Annotated in this window: 22 protein-coding genes; 16 read left to right on the top strand and 6 right to left on the bottom strand. The window is 43.8% G+C overall.

All coding sequences use genetic code 11. The annotated features are described in order from the left end of the window. Window positions 1-8: 8 nt before the first annotated feature. Complete coding sequence (gene asnS, locus Q9312_RS03510) at window positions 9-1,409, bottom strand: asparagine--tRNA ligase (protein WP_309203163.1); 1,401 nt, start codon at window positions 1,407-1,409, stop codon at window positions 9-11. 17 nt (window positions 1,410-1,426) lie between these two features. Beyond that, window positions 1,427-1,615, bottom strand: a complete 189-nt coding sequence (locus tag Q9312_RS03505) for a DUF1289 domain-containing protein (protein ID WP_309203162.1) — start codon at window positions 1,613-1,615, stop codon at window positions 1,427-1,429. A 184-nt stretch (window positions 1,616-1,799) separates the two neighbouring features. Here Q9312_RS03505 and Q9312_RS03500 point away from each other — a divergent pair, with 184 nt between their 5' ends. Both Q9312_RS03500 and Q9312_RS03495 read left to right on the top strand, forming a co-directional pair. After that, on the top strand, window positions 1,800-3,533 hold the full coding sequence (locus tag Q9312_RS03500) for a putative bifunctional diguanylate cyclase/phosphodiesterase (protein WP_309203161.1): 1,734 nt from the start codon (window positions 1,800-1,802) through the stop codon (window positions 3,531-3,533). Window positions 3,534-3,569: 36 nt separating this feature from the next. Then, entirely contained in the window at window positions 3,570-4,070 is a 501-nt protein-coding gene (locus Q9312_RS03495; RefSeq protein ID WP_309203159.1) for a GAF domain-containing protein, read from the top strand. Here the strand turns inward: Q9312_RS03495 and Q9312_RS03490 are convergent. Further along, window positions 4,067-5,164, bottom strand: a complete 1,098-nt coding sequence (locus Q9312_RS03490; protein ID WP_309203158.1) for a tryptophan 2,3-dioxygenase family protein — start codon at window positions 5,162-5,164, stop codon at window positions 4,067-4,069. The two genes, Q9312_RS03495 and Q9312_RS03490, sit on opposite strands and share 4 nt — an antisense overlap. Before the next feature lie 158 nt (window positions 5,165-5,322). On the opposite strand from Q9312_RS03490, the gene Q9312_RS03485 reads away from it, so the two are divergent. Continuing rightward, window positions 5,323-6,717 carry a TIGR03013 family XrtA/PEP-CTERM system glycosyltransferase gene (locus Q9312_RS03485; protein WP_309203157.1) on the top strand — a complete coding sequence of 465 codons (1,395 nt, stop codon included), beginning with the start codon at window positions 5,323-5,325 and terminating at the stop codon, window positions 6,715-6,717. Window positions 6,718-6,733: 16 nt separating this feature from the next. Beyond that, entirely contained in the window at window positions 6,734-7,747 is a 1,014-nt protein-coding gene (locus Q9312_RS03480; protein WP_309203156.1) for an XrtA/PEP-CTERM system-associated ATPase, read from the top strand. Window positions 7,748-7,861: 114 nt separating this feature from the next. On the opposite strand, the gene gltA is transcribed toward Q9312_RS03480, so the two are convergent. After that, window positions 7,862-9,151: a citrate synthase gene (gene gltA, locus Q9312_RS03475; RefSeq protein ID WP_309203155.1), complete on the bottom strand. Its 1,290-nt coding sequence runs from the start codon at window positions 9,149-9,151 to the stop codon at window positions 7,862-7,864. A gap of 359 nt (window positions 9,152-9,510) precedes the next feature. On the opposite strand from gltA, the gene sdhC reads away from it, so the two are divergent. The 9 genes from sdhC (at window position 9,511) to Q9312_RS03430 (ending at window position 19,641) form a co-directional block, all read left to right on the top strand. After that, window positions 9,511-9,885: a succinate dehydrogenase, cytochrome b556 subunit gene (sdhC, locus tag Q9312_RS03470; RefSeq protein WP_309203153.1), complete on the top strand. Its 375-nt coding sequence runs from the start codon at window positions 9,511-9,513 to the stop codon at window positions 9,883-9,885. Next, window positions 9,879-10,226, top strand: a complete 348-nt coding sequence (sdhD, locus tag Q9312_RS03465; RefSeq protein ID WP_309203152.1) for a succinate dehydrogenase, hydrophobic membrane anchor protein — start codon at window positions 9,879-9,881, stop codon at window positions 10,224-10,226. Before sdhC ends, sdhD begins: the two co-directional genes overlap by 7 nt. Beyond that, window positions 10,227-11,993 (top strand): succinate dehydrogenase flavoprotein subunit, encoded by a 1,767-nt coding sequence (sdhA, locus tag Q9312_RS03460; protein WP_309203151.1) that lies wholly within the window; start codon window positions 10,227-10,229, stop codon window positions 11,991-11,993. A gap of 10 nt (window positions 11,994-12,003) precedes the next feature. After that, window positions 12,004-12,702, top strand: a complete 699-nt coding sequence (locus tag Q9312_RS03455) for a succinate dehydrogenase iron-sulfur subunit (RefSeq protein WP_309203150.1) — start codon at window positions 12,004-12,006, stop codon at window positions 12,700-12,702. A gap of 117 nt (window positions 12,703-12,819) precedes the next feature. After that, the gene (locus tag Q9312_RS03450; RefSeq protein WP_435408449.1) at window positions 12,820-15,636 is read left to right on the top strand and encodes a 2-oxoglutarate dehydrogenase E1 component; all 2,817 of its coding nucleotides are present in this window, start codon (window positions 12,820-12,822) and stop codon (window positions 15,634-15,636) included. A 42-nt stretch (window positions 15,637-15,678) separates the two neighbouring features. Then, complete coding sequence (odhB, locus tag Q9312_RS03445; protein WP_309203149.1) at window positions 15,679-16,869, top strand: 2-oxoglutarate dehydrogenase complex dihydrolipoyllysine-residue succinyltransferase; 1,191 nt, start codon at window positions 15,679-15,681, stop codon at window positions 16,867-16,869. A gap of 81 nt (window positions 16,870-16,950) precedes the next feature. After that, window positions 16,951-18,117 carry an ADP-forming succinate--CoA ligase subunit beta gene (gene sucC, locus Q9312_RS03440; RefSeq protein ID WP_309203148.1) on the top strand — a complete coding sequence of 389 codons (1,167 nt, stop codon included), beginning with the start codon at window positions 16,951-16,953 and terminating at the stop codon, window positions 18,115-18,117. Beyond that, entirely contained in the window at window positions 18,117-18,989 is an 873-nt protein-coding gene (gene sucD, locus Q9312_RS03435) for a succinate--CoA ligase subunit alpha (RefSeq protein ID WP_309203147.1), read from the top strand. Before sucC ends, sucD begins: the two co-directional genes overlap by 1 nt. A gap of 151 nt (window positions 18,990-19,140) precedes the next feature. Further along, window positions 19,141-19,641, top strand: a complete 501-nt coding sequence (locus Q9312_RS03430; RefSeq protein WP_309203146.1) for a DUF2057 family protein — start codon at window positions 19,141-19,143, stop codon at window positions 19,639-19,641. A gap of 29 nt (window positions 19,642-19,670) precedes the next feature. Here the strand turns inward: Q9312_RS03430 and fdxA are convergent, their stop codons facing one another. Both fdxA and mutS read right to left on the bottom strand, forming a co-directional pair. Next, complete coding sequence (fdxA, locus tag Q9312_RS03425) at window positions 19,671-19,994, bottom strand: ferredoxin FdxA (protein ID WP_309203145.1); 324 nt, start codon at window positions 19,992-19,994, stop codon at window positions 19,671-19,673. A gap of 4 nt (window positions 19,995-19,998) precedes the next feature. Further along, on the bottom strand, window positions 19,999-22,578 hold the full coding sequence (gene mutS / locus Q9312_RS03420; protein ID WP_309203144.1) for a DNA mismatch repair protein MutS: 2,580 nt from the start codon (window positions 22,576-22,578) through the stop codon (window positions 19,999-20,001). A gap of 66 nt (window positions 22,579-22,644) precedes the next feature. Between mutS and Q9312_RS03415 the strand changes: the two genes are divergently transcribed. The 3 genes from Q9312_RS03415 to recX all read left to right on the top strand — a co-directional run bounded on the left by Q9312_RS03415 (window position 22,645) and on the right by recX (window position 24,772). Beyond that, window positions 22,645-23,130: a CinA family protein gene (locus tag Q9312_RS03415; RefSeq protein WP_309203143.1), complete on the top strand. Its 486-nt coding sequence runs from the start codon at window positions 22,645-22,647 to the stop codon at window positions 23,128-23,130. A gap of 144 nt (window positions 23,131-23,274) precedes the next feature. Then, on the top strand, window positions 23,275-24,312 hold the full coding sequence (gene recA / locus Q9312_RS03410) for a recombinase RecA (protein ID WP_309203142.1): 1,038 nt from the start codon (window positions 23,275-23,277) through the stop codon (window positions 24,310-24,312). Beyond that, entirely contained in the window at window positions 24,296-24,772 is a 477-nt protein-coding gene (gene recX, locus Q9312_RS03405) for a recombination regulator RecX (protein ID WP_309203141.1), read from the top strand. The genes recA and recX overlap by 17 nt, the downstream gene beginning before the upstream one ends. Window positions 24,773-24,780 lie beyond the last annotated feature (8 nt).

Genomic DNA, 24,780 nt, shown 5'->3' with positions numbered 1-24,780 from the left:
AACTCCTACTAAAACTCTGCTGAATTCGGTGTACGTGGGAAAGGAATAACATCGCGGATATTTGCGATGCCTGTCGCGTAAGCAACCGTCCGTTCAAAACCAAGGCCAAATCCACTGTGAGGCACGGTGCCGTAGCGGCGTAGATCTCGATACCACCAATAATTTTCTTTCGGTAAACCCATTTCATCGATTCGTGCATCCAATACATCGAGACGCTCTTCACGCTGGCTGCCACCAATAATCTCTCCGATACCAGGCGCCAATACATCCATCGCTGCAACGGTTTTGTTGTCATCATTCATACGCATGTAGAATGCTTTGATATCTTTTGGATAATTCATCAGTACAATCGGTCGACCGACGTGTTTTTCTGCCAAATAACGCTCATGTTCTGATTGCAAGTCGACTCCCCACTCAACAGGGAACTCAAACGACTGACCTGAATTTTGCAGAATCTTGATAGCATCGGTGTAATCCATTCGTTCAAAATTCTGCTCAACCATCTGTTCTAGACGGCTGATACAGGTTTTGTCGACATGCTGAGCGAAGAAAGCCATGTCGTCGGCTCTCTCGTCGAGTACTGCTTTAAATATGGATTTTAACAAGCCTTCAGCAACGTCTGCGTTTTGAGCTAGGTCTGCGAAAGCAATCTCAGGTTCTACCATCCAAAACTCGGCTAAATGACGACTCGTGTTTGAATTTTCTGCTCGAAAGGTTGGCCCAAAGGTGTAAACTTTTGAGAGAGCTGAACAATAAGTTTCGACATTCAATTGCCCTGAGACGGTTAAGAATGCTTCTTTACCGAAAAAGTCCTGAGAGTAATCGATTTGGCCTTGCTCATTTCTGGGCAAGTTTTCCATATCTAAGGTCGACACTCGAAACATTTCACCGGCACCTTCGCAGTCGGATGCCGTGATCACGGGAGTATGAATCCAGTTGAATCCCTCGCTGTACAAGTGGCGATGGACTGCTTGAGCAAGACAGTTTCTCACCCGGGTCATAGCGCCGATCAGGTTCGTTCGAGGACGCAAATGCGCATTTTCTCGAAGAAACTCCATGCTATGCCGTTTGGGCTGCATCGGGTAAGTGGCGGGGTCATCAACCCATCCATACACCTTGAGGCTTTTCGCTTGGAGCTCGAAAGACTGGCCTTGACCTTTAGACTCGACCAGCTCGCCGTCAACTTCGACTGAGCATCCAGTGGTAAGCTTTAAAACATCGTCATCGTAATTGGACAAATTATTATCGGCAATCACCTGCAAAGTTGCGAAGCAAGATCCATCGTGAATATTCAAGAATGAAAATCCACCTTTTGAATCTTTTTTAGTTCGTACCCATCCGCGGACGGTTACTTCTGAGCCAGCAGCGGCTTTTCCTGCCAAAATATCGGCAATGCTCAGTACAGGCATGATTTGACGATCTCCAATTATTTAAGGGGGTTTACGGAATTATGCTTTATTCGGTCGAGCACTTGTTGGCGCTGCGCGTTGGTCATCGTTGGCCATGCAATAATCTCATCGACCGTACGTTGGCAGCCAGAGCAAATCTCTGCTTGATCTTTTGCCACTAACTTGCAGATTCCGATACACGGTGATTTGACCAAAGGGAGCGTCATATGTGAACTCAAGTTGAATAAAGCGCGTTATGTTACCTTGACTCTGGATAATGCGCCACCTTCGCAAGCACAATATTGTTTTTGCAGTGAAAATTAACGGTAAAGCGTTAAAAAATGAACTAATCTTAAGCTATATCACGGTAGTTTTCGGCATACTCGCCAGACCGTTTAACGGATGGGTGTTATGGCTAACTTTGATTTAAAAGTCTCAGAACAACAGCAAACCATTGAAGCATTGAGGTTAGCGCTCGATGGTGTGCAAGATGCCGTAATGATGTTCGACACCCTTGGTCACCTTGTTTTTGTGAATACCAAAGCGAAAGAAATTGCCTTGTGGCATCACTCTGGCTCATCTCAACCTTCTATAATCTTGCAACATCAGCAACGCCAAGAGCAAATTTCAATGTCATTACTTGAGCTGTGTGATGACAATCGTCTGGATCAATTAGCGCTAGATTACTATCTGTGTGGCCCTGGCAATTTACTCATACCTTTCAAGGCGAAATTACAAGCTTTTTTTGCGAATGAGGAGCAACTTTCGCCTCGTTTACACACCTTGGTTATCAAGGACGAATCTCAAACCGTTTCTCTTAAAAACTCGTTAAATTTTCACCGTAAGCATGACCAACTAACCGGGCTTGCCAATCGTAACGAACTTGAAAGGCAGTTGATTGAGGCTATTCATGATGCGCGAGTGAATCACACCAAGCATGGCTTGTGCTTACTAAAAGTGGAGCGGGTTAAGTTAGTCAATGATGTAGTCGGTCATCATGCCGGCAATGAGTTGATTAAATCGTATGCAAGTCATTTAAAAGCCAGTATTCGTAGTAATGATATTTTGGCTCGTGTCGGTAATCATGAGTTCGCCATTATTCTTTGGCAACTTGATGCAAACAACGGAGAAGCATTTGCCAACAAGCTAAGAGACGCAGTGGAAGGATTTAACTTTACTTGGGAGAAACGTGAGTTTCGAGTGAGTTGCAGTATCGGCTTAGTTGATATTGATAGAGACAGTGACAGCTGGGTTCAGGTCTTTTCTCGTGCCGATCTTGCCAGTCAGGAGTCACATCGTAGTGGTGAAAACCAAATTACCTTTTATCGTGACATTGCTGATAAAGCGCGTAGCTATCAGTCAGAAGTTGAATGGGTTGGCAAAATTGTTAGTGCGGTAAGAAACAATTATTTTGAGCTCTATTATCAACCCATCATCGATTTAAAACGCGGCGGGGCGCTAAGCCACTGTGAGGTGCTACTGAGAATGCGAGAGCCGGATGGCACAATTATAGCGCCAGGTGCTTTTCTGATCGCCGCAGAGAAATACAATATGATCGACATGATTGATCGCTGGGTGGTTCACAATAGTTTCCGCTATTTAGCGGAAAACCGCGACATTCTTATCGATCATTTAAATATCAATCTATCGGCGATGAGTATCACTCGTCCAGAGTTTCTGCATTATATCAATGAGCTGACAAGAAGTTATTTAGTCCCTACCGAGAAGGTATGCTTCGAGATTACCGAGACCTGTGCTGTTGAAAATATGTCGCAAGCTATTCGCTTTATTCAGGGGGTCAAAGCGCTGGGCTGTAAAATTGCGTTGGATGATTTTGGCACCGGAATGTCTTCGTTTTCTTATTTAAAAAATTTGCCAGTTGACTATTTAAAGATAGACGGAGAATTTATTCGAGAAATTTCCACCAGTAAAGTGTCACACGCGATGGTGACTGCCATTAATGAAGTTGCTCATCAAATGAGCTTAGAGACCATCGCTGAGTATGTTGAAAACGAAGAGATTCGTTTGGTGTTACAGAAAATTGGCGTCGATTATGCTCAAGGCTATTCAATTGCTAGACCTGCACCTCTCTCGGGACTCACCACGCTTACAAAATCGCTTGAATTTGTCGAGCAGTCAACCTAACCTACGCGCATTGAAATTCTTAAGAAGTAAAAGACTATGTATGCATTGAGCGCTGATGTTAAAGCTTATGAATCGGATAAAGCCGGTTATTACCGCACCTTATCTGCCCAATTGAAATCACTGCTAGAAGTTGAGCGTGACGCGGTAACTAACATGGCGCAAACCGCCGCATTCATCTATTCGATGATACCTGAGTTGAATTGGGCCGGCTTTTATTTGGTTCGACAAGAAGATAAGTTAACACTTGGTCCTTATCAAGGAAGAGTTGCTTGTGTTCATATTCCGTTCGGCACTGGCGTGTGCGGTACAGTAGCGGCTAATCGTGAAGCCATTTGTGTTAATGACGTTCATTCTTTCGAAGGGCATATTGCCTGCGATAGTGCCTCTAACTCTGAAATCGTGGTGCCTTTGGTTAAGCATGGCCAATTGATTGGAGTGCTTGATATTGATAGTCCGGTGAAAGATCGGTTTACACCGGACGATCTTGAGGGCTTCAAATTGCTGGCCGAGATTTTTCTGCAGGCCTCTGATATTTAATCAGCAGGATGAAAGTAAAAATTCAGCGCTTTTTTTAGGGCTTCTGGCAATTCAGGCAGCGCTGAACGCGGCAATAAAAACGTCGACAAGCTGAAAAAGTCTTTGAAAAACCTATTGTTTTCAGTGGTTTGGCGTAGATAGTCTGAACCACTCGAGCCACCAGTGCCTATTTTGCTTCCGAGCATTCTTTGTACCATGATGACATGGCGATAACGCCAAGTGGTGAAGTGTTCATCGATATCGGTTAACGCGGTTAATACCCTAAAGGGTTGTTGAAACATAGGTTCATCGCGGTATAAGTTAATGAAAACAGCGCCGAGCATGGCTTGTTGAGACAATCGAAAGCGACCCTCACTCGCTAGCTGTTCGTAAGAGGCTTTATCCAGTAACGCGCTAAAACTTGCGCGGGTAGTTTCAAGGTCTTTTAACTGAAAAGCTCTATCGTTATCAGATAAATAATCGTTGTTTTCAATGATGGCTTGGTCGCTATCAAGCATTTTATTGACCGCGTCATGGTAGGCGTCCCAAAATTTAAAGTCGCCATACTCAAAAAATGGAATTCTTTCTAACCACTTTTCAACACAGTCAAAAAGACTCGGCTCATTCTCCAAGCCTTGTAGATGTTCTCTATCTTTCTCATTGAGTCGCTGATAGAAGGATGCTTGATCGAAGTTAATTCGGAATTTGGACTTAAGCCCAAGCATGATCTCAATTTCTTTAAATTGAATGCTTTGAAAACCTGAAGCGGGCACAAGATAATCTCGAAAATCAAGAAAATCGAGTGGTGTCATGGTTTCCATAACTTGTATTTGATCAATGAGCAGTTTTTGAATCGCTTTGATGCGCTCTAAGCGGCTTGCTATTCGGCCTAACGCTTCGTCGGGTATGGCTGTTTGATTAAACTCTTGGTAAATAGCACGCATTTCGTGCAAAATTTGTTTAAACCAAAGTTCATAGGCTTGATGAACTATAATAAACAGCATTTCCTCATGCGCTTCTGGTCCGTACTTTTTACTCTCAGGATGCTGGCTGTCTAGTAACTTATCGAGTTGTAGATAATCCGTGTAATAACAAGGCGTGGTATTACGTTGCATGGCACACATAGTTATATCTCTTATTGAGTTTCCGTAAAAAAGAGACTAGTTTAACACTTTGGGTTATGAATGCATTGATCGGTGGCAATTTATTGCAAAAACGATATAATCGCTCTGCCTATTATTTTCGACTAACTTAATGCGAAGGGAAGCGTTTTATGGTTAGACTATTTGGTCACTATATACCTCGAGCTCTATTTTTATTACTCGGCCTAGAATTTATCGTTCTGTTTGCAAGCGTCTATATCGCAGCAGATATACGATTTCCAAATCCTAGCTCAAGCCCAGAGCTGTTTAATAACTTTAATTGGAAATGCTCGATTTTTGCGATCATACACATCGTTGTCATGATCGGAGTTGGCTTATACCAGCGCTCCACAAGAGACTCGTTCTCATCGGTCGTATCACGGCTGTTTTGGTCGGTCGTTATTGCATTTATTATGCTGTCTATTCTGTTCTATTTGATACCTGAGTTAGTGATTGGTCGTGGTGTATTTGTATTGAGCTTGGGGATTGGATTTGGCTTTTTGCTGATCGTTCGTTATGGGTTTTCGGTCATTGCCGATAAAGAATTGTTTCAATCTCGAGTGTTGGTGTTAGGAACTGGACGGAGAGCGAAACAATTACTTCGCTTGAAGCGAAAAAGCGATTGGAGAGGGCTAAAACTTGTCGGATTTGTTCACTTAAAAGGCGATCAAGATCACATTGAAGATGAAAGTTTAATCATTCGCAGTGAAGAACCTTTAAGTAAAATGATTGAGCGCTACGGTATTGATGAATTAATTATCGCGGTTGACGACACCCGCAAGAACTACCCGGTGAATGAAATTATTCAATTGAAACTGTCTGGTCTGCGTATTACCGATATAACCTTGTTTTTTGAGCGCCAAACAGGTCGCATGGAAATCGATACGTTATCACCAAACCAAGTTATTTTTTTCGAAGGTTTTCACACGGATTATTTTCGCGAGGCCGTTAAGCGAATTTTTGATATTGTCGTGAGTTTAACTTTTTTGATCGTTTCAATTCCTATTGCGGCAGTTTTGTACGTTTTAATTAAGAGAGAGTCGAAGTGGCGTGAGCCGGTTATCTATTCTCAAATTAGAACCGGTCAAAATGGTGAACCTTTTGTGATTTACAAATTTCGCAGCATGGTTGTTGATGCCGAGAAAGATGGACCGCAATACGCTGCAAAACAAGATGCTCGGGTTACTCGCGTCGGTGAAATCATGCGCAAAACTCGGCTCGATGAAATTCCTCAAATGTGGAATGTTCTGAAAGGTGACATGAGTTTTGTGGGCCCTCGTCCTGAGCGACCTGAGTTTGTTGCCGATTTAAACGAAAAAGTAGCCTACTACAATATGCGACATCGTGTTAAACCTGGAATTACTGGCTGGGCGCAAATTTGTTATCCCTATGGCGACAACGATGAAGACAGCAAGCAAAAATTGCAATTTGACCTATATTACATAAAGAACTTTAGTTTATTTCTGGATTTGACAATTCTCTTGCAAACCTTGCAAGTCATTGTTTGGCAGAAAGGTTCACGATAATTTAAGGGGAAATGGAATGTACGATTCATACTATAAGTTAAAAGGGAAACCTTTCCAGTTAGCCCCAGATCCATTCTTTTTCTTTGGTAGCAGTACACACAAACGCGCTTTGGCTTATCTGCGTTATGGGCTATCTCAGGGAGAGGGCTTTATTATCGTTACCGGTGATGTCGGTACCGGTAAAAGCACCTTAGTTAGAACACTATTTGGCTCGTTAGAAAATAAGAAAGATATCGTTGCCGGTGAGCTAGTCAATACCCAGCTTGATTCATCGGATATTTTAAGAATGGTTGCAGCCACCTTTGGGCTAGCGCATCAGTCTAGTGAGAAAACCTCACTGATCAAAAACCTTGAAAACTTTTTTGTTAGCAGAAAGCGAGAAGGGAAGCGCTGTATGCTGGTAGTGGACGAGGCGCAGAACTTACCTCTCGAAAGTTTAGAAGAATTACGAATGTTGTCGAATCTTCATCACGAGGGCAAGACGCTGATTCAAATATTTCTACTCGGCCAGTCGGAGTTTCGAGAAAATTTAGCGGTTCCTCACTTAGAACAAGTGCGACAGCGCATCACGGCTTCTTATCACCTCGCGCATTTAAGTGCAGAAGAGACACAAGCCTACATTGAGCATCGCTTGAGAAAAGTAGGTTGGTCTGATGATCCGGTATTTACGGCGGAAGCCTACCAGCAAATTTTCGAGTTCTCAGAAGGAATTCCAAGACGTATCAATACGGTTTGTGATCGTTTGTTACTCTATGGATTTCTTGAAGAGAAGCATCGAATCGATGGTGAGATTGTTAAAACAGTCGCAGACGAAATAGCCGTAGAGCAACCGGCTTTTGCTCGCTCTTCTCAAGATGAGAAAGTCAGTGGTGGAGATGGCGCTAAGAAGCCTATTGCTAATGCCTCTGAGCTTGAAAAGCGAGTAATGATGCTTGAAGCGGAACTCGATATTATGAAAAAGCGCTTCAAAAAAGAACGAGAATATATGCGAAAAATCGTTCAAATAAGCCTGAATTTCGAAGAAGATTGAATGGAATCGTCGTGTAAAACTCACTCAACAGTAAAGTGGAGATTGAGTTTGAAAGCTAAATAAAAAAGGGAGTCAATTGACTCCCTTTTTTGTTTTCTTGCACTTTTTCGATGATTAGCGTTTGTCTAAGTCAACGAAATCGCGTTTTTTCTCGCCGTTATACATTTGACGAGGACGACCAATTTTCTGGTTTGGTTCACTGATCATCTCACTCCATTGTGCAACCCAACCGACGGTTCGAGCCAGTGCGAAAATAACTGTAAACATATTGGTTGGAATACCAATTGCAGAAAGAATGATGCCTGAATAAAAATCAACATTAGGGTACAACTTACGTTCTACAAAGTAAGGATCTTCAAGAGCAATTTTCTCAAGCTCCATTGCCACTTTCAAAATCGGATCATCTTTAGCTCCCAACGCTTCTAGTACTTCATGTGCACTTTCTCGCATGACTTTCGCGCGTGGATCGAAGTTTTTGTACACTCGGTGTCCGAAGCCCATTAGACGGAAAGGATCATCTTTGTCTTTTGCGCGCTTGATGAATTCAGGAATACGTTTAACATCGCCAATTTCATGTAGCATCTTCAAGCATGCTTCGTTGGCACCACCGTGCGCTGGTCCCCATAGACTCGCAATGCCGGAAGCGATACAGGCAAATGGATTTGCGCCTGATGAGCCAGCAAGACGAACCGTCGAAGTCGAGCAGTTTTGCTCATGATCTGCATGCAGAGTGAAAATTCGGTCCATTGCACGTACGAGTACGGGATCTGGCTTCTCATCCGTTGAAGGCATTGAGAACATTTGATTCAAGAAGTTTTCGGCATAAGACATCTCATTTCTTGGGTAAACGAAAGGGAAGCCCATGGAATATCGGTAGCACATCGCTGCAATCGTTGGCACTTTTGCAATTAAACGGAAGGCACTGCGACGGCGGTGTTCAGGATCGTTTATATCGAGAGAGTCGTGGTAGAAAGCCGATAGCGCACCGACCACACCAACCATAACAGCCATTGGGTGAGCATCACGACGGAATCCGTTAAAAAAGTGGGTTAATTGCTCGTGAAGCATGGTGTGGTTGTTTAGCTCGTCGAGAAACTCTTGCTTCTCTTCTTTGTTTGGTAACTCACCATTGAGCAATAAATAAGCAACTTCCATGAAGTCTGAGTTCACTGCGAGGTCTTCGATCGCGTAGCCACGATACAATAAGACGCCTTTGTCACCGTCAATGAAAGTAATTTTAGACTCACAAGAAGCGGTCGACATGAAGCCGGGATCGTAGGTAAATACGCCGTGCTTGACCAAGGATGTGACGTCTAAAACATCATTGCCCAAAGCCGGTTTATAAACCGGTAGTTCGATTTCTTCGCCAGTGTGTAATGTGAGTTTGGCCTTTTCATTTGCCATTCGATGACTCCTTAGTCAGTCAAATTCATGTCGTGGTGCAAAAAAATTGGGTGTAACTATAGGTTGCAGAATATTTTTGTCAATGCCACTTTGTGTTTAAATGCACCAAAACGATTAATATTCATCCAATTTAACAAAGTTTTTTCGCAAAGCACAAATCCATTTGTAAACAATCAGTTGCGCCTATATAATTTGCCCAAACTTGCGCAGCTGCAATGCTCATCTATAGTTAGTATAGCCCAGTTAAGGGCGGCAATGCTTGCCATCGCAATGTTCATTTGTACGAAATTAGGCGGGTAAGAGAGCAATTGATTTGTTACCCGAGTCACGTATCAACAATATAAAGAAAGTAAATAGCCGTGAATAAGCAAAGACCAGTTAATCTCGATCTCACTACGATCAGTTTTCCGGTAACTGCTATTTCGTCAATTCTTCACAGAATCACTGGCGTCTTTTTAGTTATCGGTATTCCTGTTCTTCTTTGGATGTTGGCAACATCGTTGTCGTCTAAAGAAGGTTTCTCTCAAATTTCTCAGTTTTTAGCCACCGGTTTTGGTTCTTTTGTTCTTTGGGCCATCTTAACCGCGATCGCCTTTCATATCATTGCAGGTGTTCGTCACTTGTTAATGGATGCAGGTATTGGCGAATCACTTGAAGGCGGAATGCGCGGAGCCAAGATTGTCTTGGTGTTGGCTGTTCTAGCTGCGATTGGACTGGGGGTTTGGATATGGTAACTACGGTAACAAGTTTAGGTCGTAGCGGTCTACATGATTGGTTTATCCAACGCTTAAGTGCCGTTGTCATGGCCGCTTTTGCCATTTATATCGGTTGGTTCGTCGGCTCTAACCCAGAACTGCAGTATGAGCAGTGGGTTGGTTTTTTCCAGCAAGGGCTTGTTCAAGCTTTTGCTTTGGTAACGGTGATTTTGATGAGTTTACATATCTGGGTAGGTATGTGGATCGTATCAACCGATTACCTTAAGCCAACCGGCATACGCATGATTTTCCAAGGCGCACTTATTATTTATTGCTTGGTGATCATTTTTTGGGGCATTCAAATTTTGTGGAGTGTATAAATGGGGATTCCAGTTTACACCTATGATGCAGTGATCGTAGGCGGTGGTGGGGCCGGAATGAGAGCCTCGCTCCAACTCGCCAAGTCAGGTCAAAAAGTAGCATTAATTTCTAAAGTATTTCCAACGCGTTCGCATACCGTCGCGGCACAGGGTGGTATCACCGTTGCGCTAGGTAACTCGCATGAAGACGATTGGCGTTGGCACATGTACGACACTGTGAAAGGGTCGGACTATATTGGTGACCAAGATGCCATCGAATATATGTGCCAGAACGGGCCTCCGACAATTCTTGAGTTAGAGCATATGGGTTTGCCATTCTCACGTACCGAAGATGGTCGAATCTATCAGCGTCCATTCGGTGGCCAATCCAAAGCCTTTGGTGGTGAACAAGCCGCGCGTACCGCAGCCGCTGCTGACCGAACAGGTCACGCTATGTTGCACACTTTGTATCAACAAAACATTGCAGCCAATACTCAATTTTTTATTGAGTGGTATGCGATTGACTTAGTGACTAACGACCAAGGCGATGTTGCCGGTGTCATCGCTATGTCAATTGAGACTGGCGAAGTTGTGATGTTTAAATCTCGCGCAACGGTATTTGCAACCGGTGGTGCAGGAAGAATTTACCAATCTACAACCAACGCATACATCAATACTGGCGATGGTGTGGGTATGGCTCATCGCGCAGGAATTGCCCTTCAAGATATGGAGATGTGGCAGTTCCATCCAACGGGCATCGCCGGAGCAGGGGTGCTAGTAACAGAAGGTTGTCGTGGTGAAGGCGGATACTTGGTCAATAAAGATGGTGAGCGCTTTATGGAGCGATATGCACCGAATGCCAAAGATTTGGCTAGCCGCGACGTCGTAGCCCGCTCGATGACTAAAGAAATCTTAGAAGGTCGCGGTTGTGGACCTAAAGGTGATCACGTTTACTTGAAACTCGATCATTTGGGTGAAGAAACCTTGAATAAACGGTTGCCTGGAATTTTAGAGTTGTCGCGTACCTTTGGTCACGCTGACCCTGTAAAAGAGCCGATTCCGGTTGTTCCAACCTGCCATTATATGATGGGTGGTATTCCAACGAACAAATACGGCCAAGTAGTCTCTCGTAATGAAGGCGATGGTGAAGACCGTTTGGTCAAAGGCTTGTACGCAGTCGGGGAATGTGCGTGTGTTTCTGTGCACGGTGCTAACCGTTTAGGTGGTAACTCATTGCTTGATTTAGTCGTATTTGGCCGCGCGGCAGGTATGCATTTGGAAGAAACCCTACGCGAAGGCATGGAGTACAACGAATTTACTGACGAAGATCTCGATAAAGCAACGGCTCGATACCGCCGCTGGGATGACTCGCAAGGTGGTGAAGATCCCGCAGAAATTCGTGCCGATATGCAACGAATTATGCAGAACTCGTTCGGTGTATTCCGTACCGGTGACTTAATGGACAAGGGATTAAGTGAAATTTCTGATGTCCGAGAACGATTGAAAAGCGCTGTCTTGGCAGATAAATCTAAAACTTATAACACCCAACGCATGGAGTGTTTGGAGTTAGATAATCTTATGGAAACCGCTTATGCAACGGCGAAAGCTGCTTCTTTCAGAACCGAAAGTCGTGGTGCTCATAGCCGAGAAGATTATCCAGATCGCGATGACGAAAACTGGTTAGTTCACTCGCTGTATTATGCCGACACTGAGCAAATGGGGACTCGCGAAGTGAATATGAAGCCAGTCACTATGGATCCATTCCCGCCAAAAGTTAGAAGTTACTAGGGGGCGCAAGATGAAATTTTCGATTTATCGTTATAACCCTGAGACGGATAGTCGGCCTACGATGCAGGAATACGAGTTAGATATTCCTGAAGGCTCTGACATGATGCTACTCGAGGCATTGGTTCTTCTTAAAGAGAAAGATCCAACGTTAACCTTCCGACGCGCATGTCGCGAAGGGATTTGTGGCTCTGATGGTATGAACATCAACGGCAAAAATGGCTTAGCGTGCATTATGCCTGTGTCAGAATTAGGTAAAAAGGCGGTTATTCGCCCACTACCAGGGCTTCCAGTGGTACGTGACTTGGTCGTTGATATGACTAAGTTTTACCGCCAATACGAAAAGGTTAAGCCGTATTTGCAAAACCGCAATGAGCCACCTTCACGCGAGCGGTTACAGTCTCCTGAAGAGCGTGCCAAGCTTGACGGTCTGTACGAGTGTATTCTTTGTGCATGCTGTTCGACTTCGTGCCCGTCATTCTGGTGGAATCCTGATAAGTTCGTTGGTCCAGCGGGATTATTGCAAGCCTATCGTTTCTTAGCGGACAGTCGTGATACTGAGACGGATGCACGGTTAGCCGATCTTGATGATGCGTATAGTGTGTTCCGCTGTCGCGGTATCATGAATTGCGTTAGCGTTTGCCCAAAAGGCTTGAATCCTACTAAGGCGATTGGCCACATTCGTTCAATGTTATTAGCAAAAGGGGTTTAAACCCTGAAATTAATTAAATTTCAGCTATCATTGAGTTAGTATTGACGCTTTGGTGCATCACACCAAAGCGTCATTGTTTATTTTACGATTTAAAACAAAGTAAAAGTCTGCAAAATCATGGATAAAACCCTTCAAGAGCAGTTTGCCACAAGTTTTTTAACCGGTGGAAGTGCCGCCTATATCGAAGATATTTACGAACAATATCTCGAAGATCCAACCTCTATCGATGATACTTGGCGCCAAAAATTTGACCAATACACGCAAGAACAAAGCGGTGAGAAAGATGTAGCTCACTCAGAAATTCAGAATTATTTCAGACAGGCCGGTTTGCACCGAAGCCGCATGATTGCTGCATCTGGTAGTGGTGATAAGTCATTTGATGCGAAGCAGGTTAATGTACTAGAACTGATTCAAGCTTACCGAGCGCACGGTCATCAATACGCAAACTTGGATCCGTTGGGTATTTGGAAACAAGCTAAAATTGACCACCTTGATTTGGCCAAATATGAACTTTCGAAAATGGACTTTGAAACGGAGTTTCGCACCGGTTCGATGTTTGGCTCGACCTCAAAGAAATTAAAACAGATCGTTGAAGAGCTTGAGGCGACTTATTGTAAGTCAATTGGCTCGGAATTTATGCATATCTCTGATCCTGGTCAAAAGCAATGGATTCAAGAGCGATTAGAGAGCTCGTTATCGTCGCCGCAATTCAGTAGTGCTTTTAAAAAGCAAATTTTATCGGCTTTAACGGCCGCAGAAGGCTTAGAAAAATACTTGCACAATAAGTTTCCTGGAGCAAAGCGCTTTTCCCTCGAGGGAGGCGACAGTCTTATGCCAATGCTCGAAGAATTAATTCAACGTGCTGGCAGCTCTGGAACCAAAGAAATTGTTCTTGGTATGGCCCACCGTGGTCGACTCAACGTTTTAGTGAATTTAATGGGCAAGAAGCCAGAAGAATTATTCGCTGAATTTGCTGGTAAGAAAGCGGTAGAGAAAGGTTCGGGCGATGTTAAATACCACCAAGGCTTTTCTTCCGACATTAATACTCCAGGAGGGGCGGTGCATGTAGCATTGGCATTCAACCCATCACACCTTGAAATCGTCGCTCCTGTTATCGAAGGCTCGGTGAGAGCGCGTCTAGAACGTCGACGCGACGACACCTACTCACAAGTATTGCCAATTGTTATTCATGGTGACTCAGCGTTTACCGGGCAAGGCGTGGTGATGGAAACTTTCAATATGTCGCAAGCTCGAGGGTATAAGACGGGAGGCACTGTTCACATTGTCATTAATAATCAGGTTGGCTTTACCACAAATCGACCTGACGATACTCGCTCGACAACCTACTGTACTGACGTGGCTAAAATGATCGAAGCGCCAATTTTTCATGTCAATGCAGATGATCCCGAGGCTGTGGTGTTTGTGACGCAGTTAGCCTTAGATTTTCGCACAACGTATAAGAAAGATGTTGTCATTGATTTGGTTTGTTACCGTCGTCATGGGCACAATGAAGCCGATGAGCCTCGGGCAACACAGCCGATTATGTACGAAAAAGTTAAAAAGCACCCAACGCCACGTAAACTCTACGCTGACAAATTAGCGGAAGCGGGTGTCATTGATGATAAATATGCGAATAAATTATCGGCAGATTATCGCGATAAAATGGATGATGGAAAGAACGTGGTCAGCAACTGGCTGCCAATGAAGCAACATGAGTTTACTGTTGATTGGTCGCCTTACCTCGACACTGACTGGCAAACTCCAGCGGTTACCTCATTGAGTAAAGAAGCATTTGATAAATTAGCGACAGCCATCTCAACCTATCCAGATGAGCTTAATTTGCAATCTCAAGTGAAGCGCCTTATGACCGATCGTAAGAAAATGGCCAATGGTGAGATTCCGATGGATTGGGGATTTGCTGAGACAATGGCTTACGCATCGTTATTAGACGATGGTTATCGAGTGCGTATTTCTGGGCAAGACAGTGGACGTGGAACCTTTTTCCATCGTCACGCGGTTCTTCATGATCAAAAAACCGGTGACAACTATCAACCATTGAAAAATATCCGCGAAGGACAAGGTCAGTTTCATGTGATTGATTCTGTTCTATCAGAAGAAGCGGTATTGGCTTATGAATACGGCTATTCAACCACGGAACCTCGTTCTCTAGTAATTTGGGAAGCCCAGTTTGGTGACTTCGCGAATGGCGCTCAAGTGGTTATTGATCAGTTTATAAGCTCTGGTGAGCATAAGTGGGGCAGACTTTGTGGTCTTGTGATGCTGTTGCCTCATGGTTACGAGGGCCAAGGTCCAGAACATTCATCAGCTCGATTAGAGCGCTTTTTGCAGCTGTGTGCAGAACACAATATGCAAGTTTGTGTTCCTAGTACTCCGGCGCAAGTTTTTCATATGTTACGTCGACAAATGGTACGTAAATGGCGAACACCCTTGATCGTTATGTCGCCAAAAAGTTTATTACGTCATCGTTTAGCAACAAGCCAAATTGAAGAATTAACCAATGGCAAGTTTGAAAGTGTTATCGATGAAATAGACAACCTAGACAAAGCAAAGATTAAACGGATTGTGATGTGCTCGGGCAAGGTTTACTACGACTTGCTAGAAAAACGTCGAGCAGATGAACGCGATGATGTTGCAATTATCCGTATCGAGCAACTCTATCCGTTTCCGAAGCACTTAAAAGATGTGATTGCAGAATATCAGAATGCTGATGAGTTTATTTGGTGCCAAGAAGAGCCGAAAAACCAAGGTGCTTGGTATTCAAGCCGTCACAACTTCCAAGCTTCTGTTCCAGAGAAGGGTTTTGTAGAATATGCAGGTAGAGAAGCATCAGCAGCCCCTGCAACTGGCATAGCATCTAAGCACGTTGAAGAACAGCGAGCACTGGTAGAAGATGCGCTTGGCCGCAAGTCATAAACAAGATTAAATATTTAATAAAGGTATAAGGGTTTAGAATCCATGTCTTCAGAAATCAAAGTTCCAGTCTTACCTGAATCGGTCGCTGATGCCACTATTGCGACTTGGCATAAACAACCTGGCGATCATTGCGAGCGTGATGAAAACTTGGTCGACATTGAAACCGACAAAGTTGTACTTGAAGTCGTTGCGCCTGACGACGGCGTTCTAGAAGAAATTATCAAAAACGAAGGTGATACGGTCGTTGCAGAAGAAATTATCGCGAAATTTAAAGCGGGTGCTTCAGCAAGCAAAAGTGCGCCTGAGAAATCTGAAGATAAACCAAGTGATGCACAAGCTGAGCCGGCGAAAGAAGAAAGCAATGATGTGGTAAGCCCTGCCGTGCGCCGTTTGTTAAATGAACACGGACTCAATGCGAGCGCGATTAAAGCGACTGGCAAAGGCGGTCGCCTAACCAAAGAAGACGTAGAAAATCACATTAAGTCGGGCGCGAAAGCACCAGCTAAAGCGGCCGCACCTGCACCAGCAGGCGCTCGAGAAGAGAAGCGCGTTCCAATGACTCGTCTCCGTAAGCGTATCGCAGAACGACTAGTCGATGCTCAACACACTGCCGCGATTTTAACAACGTTCAATGATGTTAATATGAAGCCAGTGATGGATATTCGTTCAAAATATAAAGATCAGTTCCAGCAAACTCATGACGTAAAGCTTGGGTTTATGTCGTTCTTTGTTAAGGCCACGGTAGAAGCGTTGAAACGTTTCCCTGCGGTCAACGCGTCGATTGATGGTGACGATATTGTTTATCACGGCTTCTATGACGTAGGTATCGCTGTTTCTAGTCCGAGAGGATTAGTGGTTCCAGTGATTCGTGATGCCGACCAATTGAGCATGGCGGATATCGAAAGAACTATTTTAGAGTTCGGACAAAAAGCTCAAAACAATCAGTTAACGGTTGATGATTTAACGGGTGGTACCTTCACTGTTTCGAACGGTGGTACTTTCGGGTCGTTAATGTCAACGCCAATTATAAACCCGCCACAAAGCGGTATTTTAGGGATGCATCGCACCGAGCAACGTCCGGTGGTTGAAAATGGTGAAATTGTTATTCGACCAATGATGTATTTAGCATTCTCCTACGATCATCGTATTATTGATGGTCGAGAGTCGGTTGGATTCTTAAAAACCATTAAAGATTATATTGAAGATCCAGCGCGTATTTTATTGGAGCTGTAATAATCGCTCTTTTTGAATCGATAAGCATCGACGGTGTCGGTGCTTTTTGTTTTTAATTAACATTAACCTTGGAAGAAAGAAATGAACCTTCATGAATATCAAGGCAAGCAACTCTTCAAAGAATACGGTTTACCCGTTTCGGAAGGTATTGCTTGTGAGACTCCTAAAGAAGCATTCGATGCCGTGGGCCAAATTGGCGGCGATAAGTGGGTAGTTAAAGCTCAGGTACATGCAGGTGGTCGTGGTAAAGCCGGTGGTGTAAAACTGGTTTCTTCAAAAGAAGAAGCGAAAGAGTTTGCTACACAATGGTTAGGTAAAAACTTAGTAACTTATCAAACAGATGAGAACGGCCAACCAGTTAGCAAAATCTTAGTTGAATCATGCACCGATATCGCTGATGAGCTTTACTTAGGCGCGGTTGTTGACCGTGCGACACGTCGCGTCGTATTTATGGCGTCTCAAGAAGGCGGCGTCGAGATTGAAAAGGTTGCTGAAGAAACTCCAGAAAAAATATTTAAAACCGCGATCGATCCGTTAGTTGGTCCTCAGCCATATCAAGGTCGAGAGCTAGCATTCAAATTAGGATTGTCTGGCGATCAAGTAAAACAATTTACTAAGATCTTCATGGGTCTTGCGACCATGTTTACCGAAAAAGACTTGGCGTTAATTGAGATTAACCCTCTCGTCATTAAAGAAGATGGCAACCTACACTGTCTAGACGCAAAAATCGGTGTTGATGGAAACGCGCTATATCGTCAGTCGCAGTTAAAACAAATGCACGATCCTTCACAAGAAGATGAGCGTGAAGCTCATGCCGCGCAGTGGGAGCTAAATTATGTTGCGCTTGATGGCAACATCGGTTGCATGGTTAACGGCGCTGGATTAGCGATGGGAACCATGGACATCGTTGCATTGCACGGTGGATTCCCAGCAAACTTTTTAGATGTGGGCGGCGGTGCGACAAAAGAGCGTGTTACCGAAGCATTTAAAATTATTTTATCAGATGACAACGTTAAAGCTGTTTTAGTTAACATTTTCGGTGGAATCGTACGTTGTGATTTAATTGCCGAAGGTATCATCGGCGCAGTAGAAGAAGTAGGCGTTGAAGTTCCTGTTGTTGTTCGTCTAGAAGGCAACAACGCTGATAAAGGCGCTGAACTATTAGCAAAAAGTGGATTGAATATCATTGCTGCTACCAGTTTGACCGACGCGGCTCAACAAGCAGTTAAAGCGGCAGGGGGGCAATAATGGCTATTTTAATTAATAAAGACACTAAAGTAATTTGCCAAGGTTTTACTGGCGGTCAAGGTACTTTTCATTCTGAGCAAGCGATTGAGTATGGTACAAAAATGGTCGGTGGTGTTACTCCGGGCAAAGGTGGCCAAACGCATTTAGGTTTACCAGTATTCAACACTGTTAAAGAAGCGGTTGAAGCGACGGGTGCTGAAGCCTCTGTCATTTATGTTCCGGCACCGTTTTGTAAAGATTCAATTTTAGAAGCGGCTAACAGTGGAATTAAGTTGATCGTGTGCATCACTGAGGGCATTCCTACACTAGATATGCTCGAAGCGAAAATCGCATGTGATAATGCCGGTGTTCGTTTAATTGGACCAAACTGTCCAGGCGTTATTACTCCTGGTGAATGCAAGATAGGTATCATGCCTGGTCATATTCACTTGCCCGGTAAAGTAGGTATTGTTTCGCGTTCTGGAACCTTAACCTACGAAGCAGTTAAGCAAACCACCGATGCAGGCTTTGGCCAATCAACCTGTGTTGGAATTGGTGGAGATCCAATTCCTGGGTCAAACTTCATCGATATTTTGGAAATGTTTGAAAAAGATCCAAAAACAGAAGCGATTGTAATGATTGGTGAAATTGGTGGAACTGCTGAAGAAGAAGCTGCTGCCTTCATTAAAGCTAACGTTACTAAGCCTGTGGTTTCTTATATTGCGGGTGTGACTGCTCCAAAAGGTAAGCGAATGGGCCATGCTGGTGCAATCATTTCTGGCGGAAAAGGTACTGCTGACGAGAAGTTTGCAGCACTCGAAGATGCGGGCGTAAAAACGGTTCGCTCTTTGGCGCAAATCGGTGATGCACTTAAAGAAATTACTGGATGGTAATTATTACCAAAAGGTTATGAAAAAGGCGCTTTATGCGCCTTTTTTTGTAAATGATTGGTAAAAAGGCGGTGTTGTTCTCACTAAGCCGATGGAATGTCTTTCACGAATGTCTTACAATTCTTAAAGTCTATCTAAAACCAAAGAGTATTTTATGGGACCTTTTAAAGTTTTTGCTATGGTAATGGCTCTTTTTGTTTCAGGCTTGGTTAGTGCTGATAACATCAAGATTAAAATCCCAGAGCAACTAAAAATCATTTCTGTGAATGATGTTGCTTACACCGATAATAGTAACGGTAAAGAGACCGTACTGTCAGTTAGCCCAGGAAATGCAAAGTTGGTTGTTCAGTATCACGATATGGTCAAAAACTCAGAAGGTGAGTTCGAGAAAGTTAGATCTCGAGACCTGATTATTGTTGTCGAAGCAGAAGCGGGATTTTCATATCGGATTGAAACGCCCCGGCCAAAAAGCGTTTCTGCAGCTCGAGCGTTTTCTAATAATCCGACATTCAACGTATTTAAAGTCAACCCAAGCGGAGAAGAAGAAACAGCCCAAAGTTCAGAGCAGGATAAAATGGCCGCTCTGAAGGCAATGTGGCAAACCATGTCAGCGACCCAACGAGCAGATTTTCTCGATTGGGTCAGTAATCAATAATTTAGAAAACTTTGATTAGCGATAAAAGCTTAGCGTTCTAAATATTGTAACTTATCCGATTTTCCATCCCAATCTTCAGCATCACTTAATGGCTCTTTACGCTCAGAAATATTTGGCCAAACCTCCGCTAACTCAGCATTGAGTTGTACAAACTCTTCTTGCCCAGCAGGAACATCGTCTTCTTCAAAAATTGCTTCAGCAGGGCATTCAGGCTCACACAGAGCACAGTCTATACATTCGTCGGGGTGAATAACTAAAAAGTTTGGACCTTCATAGAAACAGTCTACCGGACAAACTTCTACGCAATCAGTATATTTGCATTTAATACAGTTTTCGGTCACGACAAAAGCCATTGAGTTACTCCATATTGGTGAGTTGTTGTTGCCATTGATATAAAACATCTAATGCTTGCTTGGGACTCAGTGAGTCAACCTCAAGGCAACGAATTTGGTCGAAAAATTGCTGTTTAAGGGCAGCGTCTAAATTTGACTTTATTTTTTCAGTTGGTGTCACTGATAATTTTGTATCAGTTGAAGAGTGTTCAAGTTTGTTTAGTTGGAACTTGGCTGCCTCTATAATTTGAGTAGGTAATCCGGCAAGTTTGGCAACTTGAATGCCAAAGCTTTGATTGGCTGCGCCGGACACAATACTGTGTTCTAGAACCAGTTCGTCGCCATATTCCTGTGCGCCAAAATGAAAGTTTTCTGCTCCCGAAAATTGCATCGGAAAATCAGTCATTTCGAAATAGTGGGTTGCGAATAAAGTAAAGCAACCGATTTGTTGATGGATATGCTCGGCAATGGCCCATGCTAACGAAAGTCCGTCAAAAGTCGAAGTTCCGCGACCAATTTCATCAAGTAAAACTAAACTATTAGGCGTTGCATTATTCAATATGTAAGCTGTTTCGGTCATTTCAACCATGAAAGTGGAGCGACCCGAAGCTAAATCATCAGAGGCGCCGATGCGAGTAAATATTCGATCGATTGGACCAATCTTGGCGGTAGTCGCTGGCACATAGCTTCCTATGTAAGCCATAAGAACGATTAAAGCGGTTTGGCGCATGTAGGTTGATTTACCGCCCATATTTGGGCCAGTGATGATTTGAGTTCGTTGATGCTTATCGAGTTGTATTGGGTTATCAATAAAGGGTGAGACCGATTGTTCAACAACTGGATGTCTCCCTCCAGATATAATGATCTGTTTGTCGTCAATAAACTCCGGACGGCAGTAATTGAATGCAATGGCGCTCTGAGCGAAGCTTTGCAATACGTCAATTTCAGAAACTCGCTGAGCAGCGTCATGCAGTTGCGAAGTATAGGGTTGTAGTTCGACTATTAACTGCTGGTAAATATCTTTTTCTAAAGCAAGCGCTTTTGATCGAGCAGTAAGAACGGTTTCTTCATACTCTTTGAGTTCTGGTGAAATAAAGCGTTCAACATTTTTTAAAGTCTGTCGACGAATAAAGTGATCAGGCGCGGAATTGCTTTGCGATTTTGATATTTCAATATAAAAGCCATGCACTTTGTTGTAGCCCACTTTAAGCGACGACAATCCCGTTTCTTTTTTCTCTTTCAGTTCTAAATCAACAAGAAACTGATCGGCGTTATTCGACAAGTTTCGTAGATGATCTAAGTCGCTATTAAAGCCTTCTTTGATCACGCCTCCATCGCGAATGGTAACCGGTGGCTCATCGATCACGGCTTGGTCAAGCTTCTCAGATAACTCGGTAAAGTCTCTTATTTGTGCGGCAATGTTCATCAAAGAAGAGCACTGGCTTTTAAGCATGAACTCCTTTATTTCTTGAACATAAATCAAACTGCTACGAAGTCGTACGAGATCTCTAGGTCTGGCTGAGGCTAGAGCGATTCGAGTTGCAATTCGTTCAAAGTCACTGATGGATTTTAAATAATCTCGAAGCTCTTCTATACCCACATCTAATAGCTCAGCAACAATTTGATGGCGCTTAGAAACTTCTTCTACTGAGGCTAAGGGTTGGTGCAACCAGCGCTTCAATAATCGCAGACCCATAGCTGAACGAGTTGAGTCAATGATTGAAAGTAACGTATTTTCATCGCCGCCTTGAAGGTTCTTGGTGAGCTCTAAGTTTCGACGTGTCGCAGAATCTAATCTTATCGCGTCTTGATTAAAAAATGGACTGATACGTTGAATGTGCGGAAGTTGTGAACGTTGTGTTTCTTCTGCGTACTCCAATACCGCACCAGCAGCACCGATAGCGGCGGTAAACGACTCACACCCAAAAGAGGCCAAGCTGTTTACCTTAAGTTTTCGGCAAAGCGATTGTGCATTTTCTTCAATGGCGAAGTAATAGGGTGGTAACGCTCGCAAGCATGAATGGCTAATATTCAATTTAGACTGTTCAGACATTAGAAGCTCAGCTGGCTGTAATCGTGCAAGCTCACTGTGTAGCTCTTCTTCACTGAAATACTCACTCACCCAGAACTGTCCGCCAGCGAGATCTAACCAAGCTAGTCCAAAGATGTTTTTGTTCTCACAAACCGCTGCTAAAAATTGAACACTGTCATGGGCTAGCAGACTTTCGTCGCTGACGGTACCAGGAGTTAAAATGCGTAAAACTTTACGCTCTACAGGACCTTTAGAAGTCGCCGGATCACCGACTTGTTCGCAGATTGCAACCGACTCACCAAGCTTTAAAAGTCGTGATAAATAATTATCGACAGCGTGATATGGAACGCCTGCCATTGGTATGGGTTCACCTGCGGTTTGTCCTCGCTTGGTAAGCGTGATATCGAGAAGCTCGGAGGCTCGGACGGCGTCATTAAAAAATAGCTCGTAGAAGTCGCCCATACGATAGAACAAAAGCTGATCGGCATGCGCAGCTTTTATGCTAAGGTACTGGCGCATCATCGGTGTATGCGCTTTTAAATCGTCTACGATGTTTTTGCTTGATGTCTTCATGAGGCGAATTGTACTTAAGCGAGTCAGCAATCTCTAGGAAAAGATGGTTATTGATGGGAGAATTTAATGGATGAACTATTAAAATTGAATCAACGCTTAGCGTCGCTTTATCAGTCAAAAAACTGGATGATCGCTACTGCAGAATCCTGCACCGGAGGCTGGATTGCAAAAAGCCTAACCGATCTAGCGGGTAGCTCAGCAATTTTTGACAGTGGATTTGTGACCTACAGTAATCAAGCCAAGATGCGTATGCTAGATGTGGAAGAACGCATTTTAATTGAGCATGGTGCCGTATCTAAGCCAGTCGTTGAAGCCATGGCTAATGGCGCTCTTAATCGCTCGGCGGCCGATGTTGCGATTTCGGTAAGTGGGATTGCCGGACCAACTGGCGGTAGCAAAGAAAAGCCTGTCGGTTTAGTTTGGATAGGGTGGGCTGCTGCTGAACAAATTACCAGTAGTCAAGCCTTTCACTTTTCTGGAACCAGAGAAAATATCCGAATCTCTACGGTTAGAGAGGCTCTTAAGATCCTTATCCAACTTGCTGAAAATTAATAGAAAATGATCTTAATGTAGTTTCTAGCTTGCAAGAAACCGCTGTTCGCTGCAAATTCATTGATGAAAAGGACTAGTCATCTGAGTAGTTATATGGAATAATCGCTCCAACTAGAAAAGAATCAAAATTTTGGAGAGATAACGATGGAAGACAGCAAGAAAAAAGCGCTTGGCGCAGCACTTTCTCAAATAGAGCGTCAATTCGGAAAAGGCTCAATAATGCGCATGGGTGATGCTGGAGCTGCACGTGATTTTGAAGTCATTTCATCTGGCTCACTTGGTCTCGATTTAGCGCTTGGCGTTGGCGGATTTCCTAAAGGACGTATTATCGAAGTGTATGGCCCTGAGTCTTCAGGGAAAACAACCATTGCTCTTCAAGCCGTCGCAAATTGTCAAAAAAATGGTGGTACCGCAGCGTTTGTCGATGCAGAACATGCACTTGACCCTGTTTATGCCGAGAAGCTTGGTGTTAACTTAGATGATCTTCTAGTATCTCAGCCAGACACGGGTGAGCAGGCACTTGAAATTACCGATATGTTGGTCCGCTCAAGTGCTGTTGATATTATTGTTGTCGACTCGGTAGCAGCCTTGACTCCTAAAGCTGAAATTGAGGGTGAGATGGGTGATTCTCATATGGGGCTTCAAGCTCGATTGATGTCACAAGCATTGCGTAAGTTAACTGCGAATATTCAACGTGCCAATTGTGTTGTTATTTTCATCAATCAAATCCGTATGAAAATTGGCGTAATGTTCGGGTCTCCAGAGACAACCACAGGCGGAAATGCACTGAAGTTCTACTCTTCGATTCGACTAGATATTCGCCGCACCGGCTCTATCAAGCAAGGCGATGAAGTGGTTGGCAACGAAACTCGGGTTAAAGTGGTTAAAAATAAAGTAGCTCCTCCATTTCGTCAGGCTGAATTTCAGATCATGTACGGTGAAGGTAGCTCATTGCAAGGTGAGCTTATTGACCTCGGCGTGAAAGAAGGCTTGGTTGAGAAGTCAGGAGCTTGGTACAGCTACAACGGCGAACGTATTGGCCAGGGTAAAATGAATGTCATAAACTTCTTAAAAGAAAACGAAGAAATGGCCAGTAACCTAGAGAAGCAGCTGAGAGAAAAACTACTTCCTAGCAAAAATGCAAAATCAACAGAGGCTGAAGAGGTTGCGGAGGAAGTTTAACCCATCCAAACCCAAAGACTCTGCGCGAGAGCGAGCAATATCACTGCTCGCTCGTCGTGAGCACTCCTACCAAGAACTTGTTCAAAAGTTAACCCATAAAGGCTTTGCGAAAGACGAAATCATCGAGTCTTTAGATGCTTTGGTCGAAAAAGGCTGGCAAAGTGATTTTCGATTTACCGAGTCGTGGATTCGTCATAGAATTCAGTCCGGTCATGGCCCAATCAAAATTCGTATAGAATTATCACAAAAAGGTATTGCTCACTCGACAATTGAGCAAGGATTTGAAACCATTGAGTCTGACTGGGTTGAGCTAGCGCGTCAGGTATGGACGAAGAAGTTTCGGGTTCTCCCAGCCGATTGGCCAGAAAAGGCAAAACAAATAAGGTTTTTGATGTATCGAGGCTTCAGCAGTGAGCAAATAGAAGCCGTTTTCCAACTTGAAGAACAGAGCACAGGGTGAATCATGAA

The organism is Pleionea litopenaei (genome assembly GCF_031198435.1).
Taxonomy (GTDB): Bacteria; Pseudomonadota; Gammaproteobacteria; order Enterobacterales; family Kangiellaceae; genus Pleionea; species Pleionea litopenaei.
This window is presented reverse-complemented; position numbering and strand designations above follow the sequence as displayed.